12 protein-coding genes and 1 pseudogene are annotated in these 13,328 nt (G+C 35.1%); 9 read left to right on the forward strand and 4 right to left on the reverse strand.

The genetic code is table 11. The annotated features are described in order from the left end of the window. Positions 1–61 precede the first annotated feature (61 nt). Positions 62–1,363 carry a UDP-N-acetylmuramoyl-tripeptide--D-alanyl-D-alanine ligase gene (locus tag D7004_RS16760; protein WP_208646876.1) on the forward strand — a complete coding sequence of 434 codons (1,302 nt, stop codon included), beginning with the start codon at positions 62–64 and terminating at the stop codon, positions 1,361–1,363. 209 nt (positions 1,364–1,572) lie between these two features. On the opposite strand, the gene D7004_RS16765 is transcribed toward D7004_RS16760, so the two are convergent. Genes D7004_RS16765 through D7004_RS16775 form a run of 3 tightly spaced genes read right to left on the reverse strand, consistent with a single transcriptional unit; the run spans position 1,573 to position 4,629 of the window. Further along, positions 1,573–2,064: a gliding motility lipoprotein GldH gene (locus D7004_RS16765; RefSeq protein WP_123206981.1), complete on the reverse strand. Its 492-nt coding sequence runs from the start codon at positions 2,062–2,064 to the stop codon at positions 1,573–1,575. Then, positions 2,033–3,478, reverse strand: a complete 1,446-nt coding sequence (locus D7004_RS16770) for a PSP1 domain-containing protein (RefSeq protein WP_123206982.1) — start codon at positions 3,476–3,478, stop codon at positions 2,033–2,035. The genes D7004_RS16765 and D7004_RS16770 overlap by 32 nt, the downstream gene beginning before the upstream one ends. A 2-nt stretch (positions 3,479–3,480) precedes the next feature. Beyond that, positions 3,481–4,629: a DNA polymerase III subunit gene (locus D7004_RS16775; protein WP_123206983.1), complete on the reverse strand. Its 1,149-nt coding sequence runs from the start codon at positions 4,627–4,629 to the stop codon at positions 3,481–3,483. A 1,400-nt stretch (positions 4,630–6,029) separates the two neighbouring features. Between D7004_RS16775 and D7004_RS16785 the strand changes: the two are divergent. Next, positions 6,030–7,255, forward strand: a pseudogene (locus tag D7004_RS16785) (outer membrane beta-barrel family protein). 86 nt (positions 7,256–7,341) lie between these two features. Here the strand turns inward: D7004_RS16785 and D7004_RS16790 are convergent. After that, positions 7,342–8,073, reverse strand: a complete 732-nt coding sequence (locus tag D7004_RS16790; protein ID WP_123206986.1) for a DUF3575 domain-containing protein — start codon at positions 8,071–8,073, stop codon at positions 7,342–7,344. 195 nt (positions 8,074–8,268) lie between these two features. On the opposite strand from D7004_RS16790, the gene ruvX reads away from it, so the two are divergent. From ruvX to D7004_RS16825, 7 genes are all read left to right on the forward strand, one after another. Next, positions 8,269–8,685, forward strand: a complete 417-nt coding sequence (gene ruvX / locus D7004_RS16795) for a Holliday junction resolvase RuvX (protein WP_123207206.1) — start codon at positions 8,269–8,271, stop codon at positions 8,683–8,685. A gap of 9 nt (positions 8,686–8,694) precedes the next feature. Continuing rightward, the gene (locus D7004_RS16800; protein ID WP_123206987.1) at positions 8,695–9,330 is read left to right on the forward strand and encodes an O-methyltransferase; all 636 of its coding nucleotides are present in this window, start codon (positions 8,695–8,697) and stop codon (positions 9,328–9,330) included. A gap of 64 nt (positions 9,331–9,394) precedes the next feature. Further along, positions 9,395–10,072 (forward strand): glucosaminidase domain-containing protein, encoded by a 678-nt coding sequence (locus tag D7004_RS16805; protein ID WP_123207207.1) that lies wholly within the window; start codon positions 9,395–9,397, stop codon positions 10,070–10,072. Positions 10,073–10,101: 29 nt separating this feature from the next. Further along, positions 10,102–10,938 (forward strand): glucosaminidase domain-containing protein, encoded by an 837-nt coding sequence (locus tag D7004_RS16810; RefSeq protein ID WP_123207208.1) that lies wholly within the window; start codon positions 10,102–10,104, stop codon positions 10,936–10,938. A gap of 49 nt (positions 10,939–10,987) precedes the next feature. Beyond that, complete coding sequence (locus tag D7004_RS16815) at positions 10,988–11,740, forward strand: hypothetical protein (protein WP_123206988.1); 753 nt, start codon at positions 10,988–10,990, stop codon at positions 11,738–11,740. Next, positions 11,737–12,072: a hypothetical protein gene (locus tag D7004_RS16820; RefSeq protein WP_208646877.1), complete on the forward strand. Its 336-nt coding sequence runs from the start codon at positions 11,737–11,739 to the stop codon at positions 12,070–12,072. The genes D7004_RS16815 and D7004_RS16820 overlap by 4 nt, the downstream gene beginning before the upstream one ends. A gap of 112 nt (positions 12,073–12,184) precedes the next feature. Next, positions 12,185–13,183, forward strand: a complete 999-nt coding sequence (locus D7004_RS16825) for a DUF3078 domain-containing protein (protein ID WP_123206989.1) — start codon at positions 12,185–12,187, stop codon at positions 13,181–13,183. Positions 13,184–13,328: the final 145 nt, after the last annotated feature.

The following is a 13,328-nucleotide window of genomic DNA, read 5'->3' on the forward strand; positions in this document are numbered from 1 at the left end:
ACTAATTTTGTTTATTGTTGCCGCGAAAGCTTAATTTTACCACAAAAATTTTATAATTGGCATGATTACAACCGAAGAATTATACGCTTACTATTTAAAAAATCCGGTAATTTCTACCGACACCAGAAATATTTCAAACGGTTGTATATTTTTTGCGCTAAAAGGAGAAAATTTTAATGCCAATCAGTTTGCGGCGCAGGCTATAGAAAAAGGTGCCGCTTTTGTAGTGATTGATGAAGAAGAATACTCAACAGATAACAAATGTTTATTGGTTGATGATGTGCTTACTGCCTTACAAAAGTTGGCTAAATACCATCGTGAGCAATCAAACATTCCTGTTGTTGGCTTAACAGGAAGTAATGGCAAAACCACAAGTAAAGAATTAATAAATGCTGTTCTGGCTGAACGTTATAAAACCTTTGCTACTCATGGTAATTTAAATAATCATATTGGTGTTCCGCTTTCAATTTTATCGATAAAACCTGATGTTGAAATCGCCATCATTGAGATGGGCGCAAATCATCAAAAGGAAATTGAATTGTTGTGTACAATTGCTCAGCCAACGCATGGCATTATTACCAATGTTGGTATGGCGCACTTGGATGGTTTTGGGGGATTTGAGGGTGTAAAAAAAGGCAAAGCCGAACTTTATAATTACCTTAAACAAACCCAAGGCTATACTTTTATCAACCGAGATAATTCGAACTTATTAGAAATGAGCGCAAATGCAGGTCTATCTAAGTTGATTTATTACGGAACAGAAAATGGCAATACCATTAAGGGTACATTAAAAAGCAGCGATCCGTTTATTGAAGTAGATTGGACAAATCACGAAGTTACAACAACCGTTAAAACCCACTTAACGGGAAGTTATAATTTTGAAAACATTCTTGCTTCAATATGCATTGGGGATTTTTTTGATATGAGTGCTGATGACATTAACAGCGGACTATCTAAGTACGAGCCAAAAAACAATCGTTCGCAATTAACCAAAACGGAGACCAATACCGTTATTTGCGATTTCTATAACGCCAATCCTAGCAGTATGACTGCGGCATTAAACAATATTAGTGTATTAACTGCTGATAAAAAGGTTGCAATTTTGGGTGATATGTTTGAATTAGGAGCAGAATCAGAAAATCAACACGAGTTAATTGCCCAGCAGACAGAAAATAACGATTTGGATGAAGCCATTTTCATAGGCAAATACTTCTACAGTTTTAAAGAGAAATTTAAGGGAACCTATTTTGAAACACCCACAGAGGCAGCTGCTTACCTAAAAGAAAATCCAATTAAAAACAGTTTGGTTTTATTGAAAGGTTCAAGAGGAATGAAATTAGAAAGCTTATTAGAATATTTATAACTTGAGGAGTTCGATTCTAAAACTTAATATTTTGCTGTAGTATCGCCGTAATGTTTGACGACAGGTCTTGCTGAATTTATTTCAGCATATTTTCTGCAAAAAAGATCTTGAAACAAATTCAGGGTGTCGTAAACGAAAAAAAAGCAACTTATTAATGATGTGAATGAAAATTAATAAATTGAAGTTAAGTTAATAATTAAAATGAGCGATTATTTTACCTCACTCACTAATATACCAGCATCAGCAATTTCTAGCAGCGGGTTATCTCTCATATTCTGTTCTACCTCAACTTCAAACTTGCCTGCATGAGCAAACTTATAATTTGTTAACATCGGAAGGGTGTAATTAAATACATTTCCAGAACCACTGCCCAACCACTCGCCATCATTTTTGGCTAGTTTGTATTGATAACGTTTGGTATTAATTTGCTTTCCATCTTTAAAATGAGCCATGATAAAGATATTCGCATAGCGATAATCGGCGGTGTGTCTTAGTTTGAAATAAATATTATATGATTTTGAATTATCTTTTATTTCAAACTGGACTTTTATCTTATTCCGATAAGTCCATTTGCGTTCAGGAATTTCAACATTACTATCAACGATGTTATTCGTACAGCCTGAAAAAAGCAGCACAAATAACATTAAAACCATGTAAAAATTCGGTTTCTTATTCAGCAACCGGCTTATTATCTGAACCATTGGTATTGTTTCGGCGATTATTGTTTTTCCTTCTGTTATTTCTATTCTTATTTTTGCTAGGTTGAGCGGTTTGCTCGCCACCTTCAACTTTTAAACCTTCTACTTTTGCAACAACATTTTTAGGCATTTGAGGTTGCTGAGGTTTTGGAGCATTTTGTGGCCTTGCGCTTTGCTGTTGCGGCTTTTGCTGATTCGGATTTTGAGGTTTAGGTTGTACAGCTTTTTCTGCGGTCGGAACCCTTTCTCTCTTGGCTTGAGTATTATTTCTATTGTTTTTCTGATTTCTGTTCTGGTTGTTGTTTTTATTTTTAGAACGTTCATCTAATCGGGTTAAGCTGTCTTGACCAACTACGTTTTCGTAATCAAAAGATTTCTCTATTACAACTGGTGCTGCAATTTGAATGGCTTCTTCTTTTAAATTAGGCGCTTTTTTACCTGCCTTATTCATTACCATAATTTCTTTAACACGAGCCGCAGCTACCGGAATCCAGTTTTCATCGCCCTGGTAACTAAACCACATAATTTTTTTAAAAATATCTGTCTTTTGGTGACGAGCATAACCAGCCTCGGTATCTAAATTTTCTATCCTATCGGGGATGTCTTTTAATGCATCTAAATAGGTATCCAATTCGTAGTTTAAACAGCATTTTAACTTACCACATTGTCCGGCAAGTTTAAGTGTGTTTAAAGAAAGGTTTTGGTAACGAGCCGCAGCTGTAGATACTGTTTTGAAATTGGTTAACCAGGTAGAACAACACAACTCTCGACCGCAAGAACCAATTCCACCTAAACGACCAGCTTCCTGGCGCATTCCAATCTGGCGCATTTCGATACGAATTCGGAAATTTTCGGCCATTTTCTTTATCAACTCACGAAAATCTACCCGTCCATCTGCTGTATAAAAAAATGTAGCCTTGGTCTTGTCGGCCTGATAATCTACATCACTAATTTTCATTTGTAAACGTAAATCTAATGCCAGCTTACGGGCTTTATGCATGGTTTCCCATTCCATTTCCTTAGCGGCATTCCATTTTTCAACATCAGCTTCAGTAGCTTTACGGTAAATCTTTTTGGTAACCTGATCTAAAGGCGTTTTACGTCGCTTCATTTGCACACGAACCAACTCACCAGTTAGCGATACATGGCCCACATCAAATCCACCTGTCGGACCTTCAACTGCAACCAATTCACCAATTTCGAGGTAAATATTATCGTTATTTAGAAAAAATTCTTTTCTAGAACCCTTGAATTTTATTTCTGTAACCTGAAAAGGTTTATAGCTAGAGGGCATATCCAGGTTGGATAGCCAATCGTGTACTTCCATTGTTTGGCAACCACCGGTGCCGCATGAGCCATTGCTCTTGCATCCATTAGGGGTGCAACCACCACCTGTTGAACAACTTCCACATCCCATAATTAATTGTATATATATTGAGTCCCCGCGGGGAGCGTTTTAAACTTTATAATTTTAACCAATTGTAAAGATACATCTAAAAACAGAATTTTAGGGTTTGCATTTCTTTCAATGTGGTAATGCGCCTTCTCCAGCTCGGCAATAATTGCTTCGGCCATAGGCAAAGTGAGTACATGAGTACTTAGTTTTTTTGCAGTTTCGAGGGTTAAGGGTGGTAGTTTTACCATAGCCTCGGCACCACTAATAATTAAACAGCATTCGCGTAAATAGTTAATACCATATTTTAAAAAGTTCTTTTGATTTTCCCTTCCCCATTTTGCAGCAACTTCGGTAAAATCGATTAATTCTGGTACTTTATTACTAAAGCCATTGCGCAACCAACCGGTAAATATACCTGAGCTATCATTTTGGTTATCAGCGGCTAAAGCTTTTGCCTCAATCAAATTTCCATCAGTTAAAAACGCATAATCTGATGCTTGATTTTCAGTTAAGCCACTATGATTGAGTAAGAATTGAGAAACTTCGTGGCTTGTTAACTTCGGAATTTTAACAATTTGAGTTCGTGATAAAATTGTACTTAAAATTTGATCCTGGCTTTGAGCCACCAAAATAAATAATGTATTTGCAGGCGGTTCTTCGATCAGTTTTAATAAGGCATTTCCTGATTTATCTAAATATTCGGGCAGCCACATGATTAAAACTTTCGTTTCTGCCTCAAAAGCTTTATAACTTAACTTCTTAATAATATCATGGCATTCGGCGATTGGAATGTTAGCTTGTTTATTTGCTGCCTCCAGTTTAGATCGCCATATATCAATGTCAAAATATGCGTCCATAAGCAACATACTTCGCCATTCTTCTAAAACATCAACAGCGGTTTTAATACTTGTAGATGCAAAAAACGGGTACGAAAAGTGTAAATCAGGGTGAATTAAACGTTCGTATTTTCTGCAACTCGAGCATACACCACAACTATCAACTTCTCCTTTATCCAAGCAGTTGATGTATTGTGCGTATGCTAATGCCAAGGGCAAAGCACCAGAACCAATAGGCGATAAGAAAAGTTGCGCATGGCTAACACGGTTTTCTTTTACCGTTTGCACCAACTGTTGCTTAATTCTTTGCTGACCTATAATTTCTTTAAACTGCATTTGGTGCAAAATAAGAAATAGATATGAAATGTTAGCGATGCGCTGTAAAATTTTGACCTTATGTAAACTGCTCCTATAAAAATCTACCAAAAAAATTATGACAAACGATAGAATATTTAGTCAATTTCTGCTAACTTATATAGTTGCATTTCATTATATTTGAAACCCAATTAGTCCCCTCTAACTAACTATTTATTTAAATAATGATCTTTTCGAAGTCTATGTTATTGCCTTTTTTATTGCTCTCAACAATAACAAGCTTTAGCCAGAAAAAAGCAAGAACGATTAAAATAATTGTTCTAAATGAAAAAAATTTACCATTCCCCAACGCCACAGTAGAGCTTTTGTTGGCAAAAAATTCTACTTTAATAAAAGCTGCAAAAACAGATAATAAAGGAGCTGCTATTTTCATTCAACCCATTCAAGGCAATTACTTTTTTAAAGCTAAAGCCGTTGGTTATGAACCTCACAAAACATCAACTATTAAATCTCCATTTGCGCTCTCTGTTATCAATATAAAAATATTACCTAGCAGCCAGGTTTTAAAAGAAGTTACCGTAGCAGGGAACAAACCAATCATCCAACATTTAAGAGGTAAAATTGTGCTAAATGTAGCAGCCGCAATAACAAATACCGGAACTTCGGTATTAGAGTTATTAGAAAAATCGCCGGGTGTAATGGTAGATAAGGATGGCAATATAAGCTTGCAAGGAAAATCGACGGTTCTGGTAATGATTGATGAAAAGCCCACCTATTTATCAGGAAGCGACTTAACAAATCTGTTGAGCAATATGAACTCATCGCAGGTAAATCAAATTGAACTTATAACTAATCCATCGGCTAAATACGATGCAAGTGGCAATGGTGGCATAATTAACATTAAAACAAAAAAGAATACGGAAGAGGGTTTTAATGGTTCTATAAATATTATTGGGGGTTGGAGCCGAGATTACAAAAACAATAACAGCCTGTTGGTAAATTATAAAAAGGGAAAGGTAAATGCTTATGCAACGGCCAGCTATAATACAAATAATAATTTTACAGATATTGTTGCACACAGAACTTACTTTGGGCAGAACAACACTACAACAGGTTTGCTCGATCAAAATACAGCGATAGCGAGCTTAACCCATTATACGTATTTAAAAACCGGAGTAGATATTTATGCTTCAAAAAACACAACTGTTGGCTTTTCTGTTAGTGGAACTTTAATTAAAAGAGATGGAACTAGCGATGCTGTGGCGACTTGGAAAAAGGCTTCAGGCAGTATAGATTCTGCAGTTTCTACTATTAGCAACAGCGACTATAAATTTAGAAACGGAGCCGCAAATGTTAATTTAAAACATGCAATTAACGCTAAGCAAGATATATCTGTTGATATCGATTTGCTAAGATATCGTATGAATAACGATCAGGTATTTACCAACCAACTTTTAGCAACGAATGGTTATGTTCAGGGTACTGAAATTAGTATTCCATCTACCATAAAAATTTTCTCGGCAAAAGCAGATCATGTGGTTCATTTTAGCAAAAACACTCAGTTAGAATCTGGCTTTAAGGTTTCATCAATCAGTACAGATAATATTGCAGATTATGTGAATACAAATGGTGCTGTTCGTACTATTGATTTAAATAGAAGCAATCATTTTCAATACAAAGAAAATATTAGTGCTTTGTATAGCAGTTTAGAACACAGAACAGGGAAATGAATGCGCAAATTGGGTTGCGCTACGAGCACATAGATTATGATGCCCATCAGTTAGGAAACAGCTTGAAAAGAGACTCTTCCTTCTCTCGAACTTATGAAAATTTATTTCCATCGGGATATGTGAGTTATACTGTAGATTCTTTAAACTCTTTAACATTAACCGCAAGCAGGAGGATAGATCGTCCGGCTTATCAAAAGCTAAATCCGTTTGTTTTTATAGTTAATAAATATACGCTACAAAGAGGCAATCCCTTCATCTTGCCGCAATACAGCTGGAATATGGAAATTAGCCACCAATTTAAACAGCTATTAACCACAACCATTTCTTATAGCTTAATCAGCAATTATTTTTCGCAATTATTTCTTTCTGAAGGAACAAATATTTTGATATATACAGATGGTAATGTCGGTCGGATGAATAATCTTGGCGTTTCAGTGTCGCTTCAATTTTCGCCGATGAAATGGTGGTCATTTAACGGGCAGGGAAATTACAATTATAAAAAACTCGATGGTTATCAGAACATCAGCTATCAATCATCTATAAATCAATTTCAGTTTAGTGCTAGCAACCAATTTAATATCATAAAAACTTTATCTGCAGAACTTTCCGGGTTTTACATAACCAAAGCCAGAAACGATTTACAGGAGTTGCTCTACCCTACCGGCCAGGTTTCAGCAGGAGTATCAAAATCGATATTTAAGGGAAAAGGAAGTTTAAAATTTAGTGCCCGAGATATTTTCTTTACCCAAGCTATGGAAGGATTAACCGATTTCCCCCAGGCACAAGAGTATTTTAAATTAACACGAGATAGTAGACTTTTTGTTTTGAGTTTTAACTACAGATTTGGTAAGCCTTTAAAAGCAATGAAACGCTCTAATGGTGGCGCAACTGAAGAAATGAGGAGAGCGGGATCTTAGTTAGATAGCATTTAAAATCATTTTTGATTTAAGTTCCTTTCATGGTAGTTTTTTTACCACAAAAGGAACTTAAATTGTAACACAATTTAGAAACGATACCCAATACCAACATTAGCACGAATACCAGCCCAAGGACCTTTCAAATCAACATTAGCACCGTTAGCGTTTACTGTGTTTGTAATTTTTCCAACAGGAAGATCAATATCATCTAACTCAGCCTTCAAATCTCGCTGCTCTTGAGTTGATAAAGATTTTGTTCCTTGTAAGTTTCCTCTTGAAATTCCATACTGTGGTCCAAAAATCGACCAGTCTAAATAGAATTTATTTGCAATACGCCATTGTGCTCCAAATAAAACACCAGCAGTGTAAGTATTTAATTTACCACTTAATGGAATAATCTCTGTTACGTTATTAGAAGTAAATTCGTAATCAATTGATGTATTATAATGTGCGTATTTTAAGAAAGGTGCGATATAAAACCCTTTAAAAACACCATTACCCAAATAAAACTTTATTTCGGGAGTTATGGCAAAATTTCCAAGTTCTAAGCTGCCTAACTGATCATCAATGCTATCAAATGATGAGCTAAATGGCACAGAACCCTTAGGCATTAATCTAACGCCTAAACCAACACTAGTTTTGCCGAAAACAGCTCTTTCGTATTGTACATTAATCGTCTTCATCGCAAGTGACACTAGGTTTAATTTTACCAGATTTTCACCATCATCAGTAGATTTGGTTTGAGAAAAACCGTTTGAAACAGACATTCCGCCTATTAGAAACATTAAAGCAAGAGTTTTTGTAAATTTTAGATTCATAATATTAGTTTAAATAGTTAGTAAAGTCGTGTACAAACATGAAACCAAAAATACAATTTACTAAAAACCAATTCATTACAAAATTTTAATAGGTTATAAGTGGGAAAGAATTTCTACAATATGGGAATTTCACATCTAATCTGCATAAAACCCGTATTCTTAAAAAACCTTACCTTTGAGGCTTTTATAATTTATATGGCCAGAATTCTTGCTTTTGATTACGGAACAAAACGAATAGGTATTGCAGTAACCGATCCGTTACAGATTATCGCGACTGGCTTAGATACGGTACACCCAAATCATGCGATAGAGTACATACAAAAGTATTTGCTTACAGAACAAGTTGAAGCCTTTGTTATTGGCGATCCAAAGCAAATGGATGGCTCTGATTCTGACTCAAAACAGCATGCTAAAGGATTTTCTACGTTGCTAAAAAAAGCATTTCCAAATATTCCACAGTATTGGGTTGATGAGCGTTTTACATCAAAAATGGCACAGCAGGCTATAATGCAAAGTGGATTGAAAAAAACAGACAGACAAAATAAAGCAAGAGTGGATACCATAGCGGCAACCATAATTTTACAATATTTTATGGAAACTAACCGTTTATAACCAAATAAAATGAGCCTGATAAACGACGATTTACAAAATCTGCTAATTAGCTATTGCGAACCGGAGAACGAATTGCTTCAGAAAATCGATCGCGAAACCAATCTTAAAGTCTTAATGCCTAGAATGTTATCTGGACACTATCAAGGTCGGGTTTTAAGTATGCTTAGCAAAATGATTGCACCCAAAAGGATTTTAGAAATTGGAACATTTACCGGTTATGCCACACTATGCTTAGCCGAAGGTTTAACAAATGAAGGGGTAATTTACACCTTAGATATTAACGCAGAATTGGAAGACATGGTTCGTTCCAATTTTGAACAATCTCCTTATCACAACAAAATAAATTACATTTTAGGCGATGCTACGAAAACCATTGATACTCTAAATGAAGTTTTTGATATCGTTTTTATTGATGCCGATAAAAAAAACAATGGAACTTATTATGACTTGATTTTTGAGCGGGTTCGCCCAGGTGGAATAATCATTGTAGATAATGTGTTGTGGAGTGGAAAAGTGCTGCAAGAAAAACAAGATAAAGACACACAAAATATTACCAATTTTAATGATAAAATAGCAACGGATGATAGGGTTGAGCAAATGATTCTACCCGTTAGAGATGGCTTATTTATTATAAGAAAAAAATAAATTTTTGTATTAGCCAATTGATGGCTTGTTGCTTAAAACTAATTATGATGTAAGCATTTATGAAATGAAAAAACTATTAACCATTTGTATTTTCCTTTTTACAGCAATTGTAATTAAAGCGCAAAGCACAGAAGAATACATTGTAACACATGTTCCTTTTGCTCAAAGCTTAATGCGTGATCATAAAATTCCTGCAAGTTTAATTTTGGCTGTTGCCATACACGAATCGGCCTCAGGAAATAGCAAAATTGCCCAACATTTGAACAATCACTTTGGCGTAAAAGGACCAAATAACAATGATGATATTCATTCCACCTATCGCGATTATGAAAGTGCTGATGAATCTTATAGCCATTTTGTGGAAATTATGGAAACCCGTTCTCCATTTAATAATCTTTTTACAAAATACGACCAGTACGATTATAAAGGTTGGGCAAGAGGAATTCAACGATGCGGGTATGCAAGTAGCAGAAGTTGGGCCAACCAAGTTATAGCATTAATTAAAAAACATCAGTTATACCAGTACGATGAACGCCCCGAAGATTATGTAGAGCCTGTTTATGCAACAAAAACTTATCGTAAAAAAACCGCCAAACGAAAAATTACAAATACTTATACGGTTAAACCAGGAGATAATTTAAGCATAATTGCCGACAGAAAGGGAACAACAGTAAAAGCGCTAATGCTAAAAAATGGACTTAAAAAAGCAAATTTAAAACCAGGACAAAAAATCAAGTTGTAAATTCGCCAACTATGCCTTATTCCAAAAACATGAAAATACCATACATCTATTTTGCTTTATTTGTGCTGCTAGTTAGTTCATGCAGCACACGTAAATATGTTAAAAACAATAAACAGATAGAAAAAGCATCCAATAAAGCCAACAATAACACTTACAAAAGTTATAATACACTTAGTTATATAGATGAATTTAAAGCTGTTGCAATAGAAGAAATGAATGCCTATGGAATTCCTGCCAGTATAACTTTAGCGCAAGGCATTTTAGAATCAGGTAGTGGAAATAGCGATTTGGCCAAGTACGCAAATAACCATTTCGGTATCAAGTGTACATCAGATTGGAAAGGGAAAAATTATTTTAGAGATGATGACCAGAAAAACGATTGTTTTAGAGTGTATAAAGATGCCCGAGAATCGTTTAAAGATCATTCAGAATTTCTAAAACGCAAACGATACAGTTCATTATTTCAATTGGATAAAAATGACTACAAAAGCTGGGCTTTAGGTTTAAAACAAGCTGGCTATGCAACAAATCCAAAATATCCCGATTTGCTAATCAATACCATAGAAAAATATCAGCTATATCAATACGATCAATCGGAAACTGAGAAGCAGAAAATTGCCCGCGAAGACAAGGTATTCAGTGAAATTAATCAGAATATTCCTCAAGAGAAAGTAAAATTTACACCTGTAGATACACCGCCACCAGGCGCCAAACCTATATTGGCAGATGGAACTTATACCGTAATAAAAGGCGATACACTTTATAATATTGCAAAACGTTTTAATATTAGTATAGACGATTTAAAAATTTTAAATAACATGACTACCGATGCAATTAAACTTGGCCAGGTATTGAAGGTTAAATAATGTTAATCGAACCTGTTACTGCCTGGTAAATTGTAGTTTTGTTATTCAAATGAAATTTTTAATTGTTTTTTTTACTTTCATTAGCCTTTCGGCCATGCTATATGCACAAACAAAACCTGTGCAAGGTGTGGTAATTGATAAAGAAACCAAGCAACGTTTAGCTAAGGTTTACATTTATAATACCCGAAGTGGAGATGGCCTTTACAATACCACCAAAGGTGAATTTAGTACATTTGCAATTCCTGGTGATACTTTAGTGGCTGCACTTTCGGGTTATGGAGTTGATACGGTGGTTTTTAAAGGTCAACCTGCAGCATATTTCCAATTAAAATCTTTAGGTATTCGCTTAAGAGATGTTTTGATTCAGCAGAAAAAATTATCGCCACAAGAGCAATATGAAAAAACGATTCAAGAATACCGTTATGCGACCTTGAGAGGCAGCAGCAAAGATTTATTAAGTATTGGCAACGGCGGTGTAGGTTTAGGTATCGATGCAATTTACAATCTGCTAAGCAGACAAGGCAAAAATGCCCGCCACTTACAAAAGATACTCGAAAAAGATTATCGTGAAGATATGATTGATTATCGTTTTACACCTGGTTTGGTACAGCAGGTTTTAGGAATAAAAGAGCCAGAGTTAAAAGATTTTATGCAACAATACCGCCCTACATATCAGTTTGTATTAGATGCTAGTGATTATACGTTTAATCTATTCATCAAAAATGCTTACAAAAGTTACAGGTTAAATCCGCAGGCATTAAGGTTACCTACATTGCCTCAACTTAGTATTGATAAACTGTGAAAACACCCATTTTAATTGTTAGAAAATTACCCGCTGCCGGGATGGCAATTTTTCCTTTTATTCTATTAAAGAACAAAGATTATAAAGGTGATGCTCAAATTATCAATCACGAAAGAATTCACCTACGGCAACAATTAGAACTACTAATATTGCCTTTTTACATTTTGTATTTTTTCAATTATTTCTTCAACCTCATTAAATATAAAAATCATTATTTAGCCTACCGGAAAATCATTTTTGAGCAAGAAGCTTATGATAATGAAAATGATTTAAATTATCTTAAAAGCGGCAGTTGGTTCAGGTGGTTAAGCTATTTTAAATGGACCATTTGAATTTTGGCAGCAGCTATTTTTCAACTGAAGAGCGAATTGAAATAGGCTTTTAATGTAAAATGATTGGATTAAACTTTTAATCTCTAATTAATTTTCTTTTTATTTGTAGCCAATGAAGAATTTTTTAGCCTCCTTAATTATTATTTTAAGCCTCAGTTCTGCAAAATTATATGCTCAGGAGATTGATACAATTCCTATCAACACGAAAGATTTAAATATTAAGCTTAAGCGAAGTCCGCTGCCGAGCAGAACTCTACCCCTTTCTTTCGAACCCGTAAAACTTCGCCCTGCAGTTGTAAATGCAAAGGTAAATTACTGGAAAACAAAAACTGCTATTGCCATAAATATCAATCAAGCTCAATTTAGCGATAATTGGCAAGGTGGTGGCGTAAATTCGTTAGCAGTTGGTGGCTTGCTAAACTATAAAGCCGAGTATAACAAAAACAGCTATAGTTACGTTACCGAACTAATTTTACAATACGGAAAAGTAAAAAATCGTGGTCAGTTACAGAAGAAAACCAACGACCGTATATTTTGGGATAATAAGGCTTCCTTTCAATTATCAAAAAACTGGTATTTTTTCGGGTCGCTAAACTTCGAGTCGCAGTTTGATAATGGTTTCTCATACTCTACAGTTAATGGTTCAGAAACTGCTACATTAATTTCAAGATTTATGGGGCCGGGTTATTTAACAGAATCGATAGGTTTTGAATATAAACCAAACAAGTATTTCTCTACAAGGATTGGTACCGGAACGGCCAGACAAACATTTGTACTGGATAGAAATCTGTATAAAACCAATCCAAAAAACTTCGGGGTAGATACAGGCAAGGTTTTTCGTAATGAGCTAGCTTTCCAGATTGTAGCAGCATTTGATAAAGACATTTTTACAAACACAAATTTGAAAACCCGTTATGCCATGTTTATTCCTTATGAAAACATTGGCTGGCTACAAATTGACCACAGACTTGATGTTGCTTTAACCGCTAAAATTAACCGATTTATGAACACCAGCATAACGGGTGTTGTATTGTTTGATAAAGATACTAACCCAAAAGTACAAGCTAGCCAAACATTGGCCTTAGGCTTTGCATTTGTGTTCCCGAGGTAGTTGAATCAGAAGAATCTGCCAGTTCACCTCACCCTAACAATGTTTCTGCTTTGGCTTCAGTTTTGCGCTCCCTCTCCTTGAAGAGAGGGATTTGTTGGATAATGAGTAAATCTATAAGTTTAAAGCACTAAATTTCATTTCCCTC

The organism is Pedobacter jejuensis, from assembly GCF_003725795.1.
Classification (GTDB): Bacteria; Bacteroidota; Bacteroidia; order Sphingobacteriales; family Sphingobacteriaceae; genus Pedobacter; species Pedobacter jejuensis.

Bases quoted from the DNA above. Each gene is read 5' to 3' on its own strand.
- D7004_RS16810 (WP_123207208.1), top strand. From the start codon at position 10,102: ATGAAAATACCATACATCTATTTTGCTTTATTTGTGCTGCTAGTTAGT.
- D7004_RS16775 (WP_123206983.1), bottom strand. From the start codon at position 4,629: ATGCAGTTTAAAGAAATTATAGGTCAGCAAAGAATTAAGCAACAGTTG.
- D7004_RS16815 (WP_123206988.1), top strand. From the start codon at position 10,988: ATGAAATTTTTAATTGTTTTTTTTACTTTCATTAGCCTTTCGGCCATG.
- D7004_RS16765 (WP_123206981.1), bottom strand. From the start codon at position 2,064: ATGGTTCAGATAATAAGCCGGTTGCTGAATAAGAAACCGAATTTTTAC.
- D7004_RS16825 (WP_123206989.1), top strand. From the start codon at position 12,185: ATGAAGAATTTTTTAGCCTCCTTAATTATTATTTTAAGCCTCAGTTCT.
- D7004_RS16760 (WP_208646876.1), top strand. From the start codon at position 62: ATGATTACAACCGAAGAATTATACGCTTACTATTTAAAAAATCCGGTA.
- D7004_RS16790 (WP_123206986.1), bottom strand. From the start codon at position 8,073: ATGAATCTAAAATTTACAAAAACTCTTGCTTTAATGTTTCTAATAGGC.
- D7004_RS16805 (WP_123207207.1), top strand. From the start codon at position 9,395: ATGAAAAAACTATTAACCATTTGTATTTTCCTTTTTACAGCAATTGTA.
- ruvX (WP_123207206.1), top strand. From the start codon at position 8,269: ATGGCCAGAATTCTTGCTTTTGATTACGGAACAAAACGAATAGGTATT.
- D7004_RS16800 (WP_123206987.1), top strand. From the start codon at position 8,695: ATGAGCCTGATAAACGACGATTTACAAAATCTGCTAATTAGCTATTGC.
- D7004_RS16770 (WP_123206982.1), bottom strand. From the start codon at position 3,478: ATGGGATGTGGAAGTTGTTCAACAGGTGGTGGTTGCACCCCTAATGGA.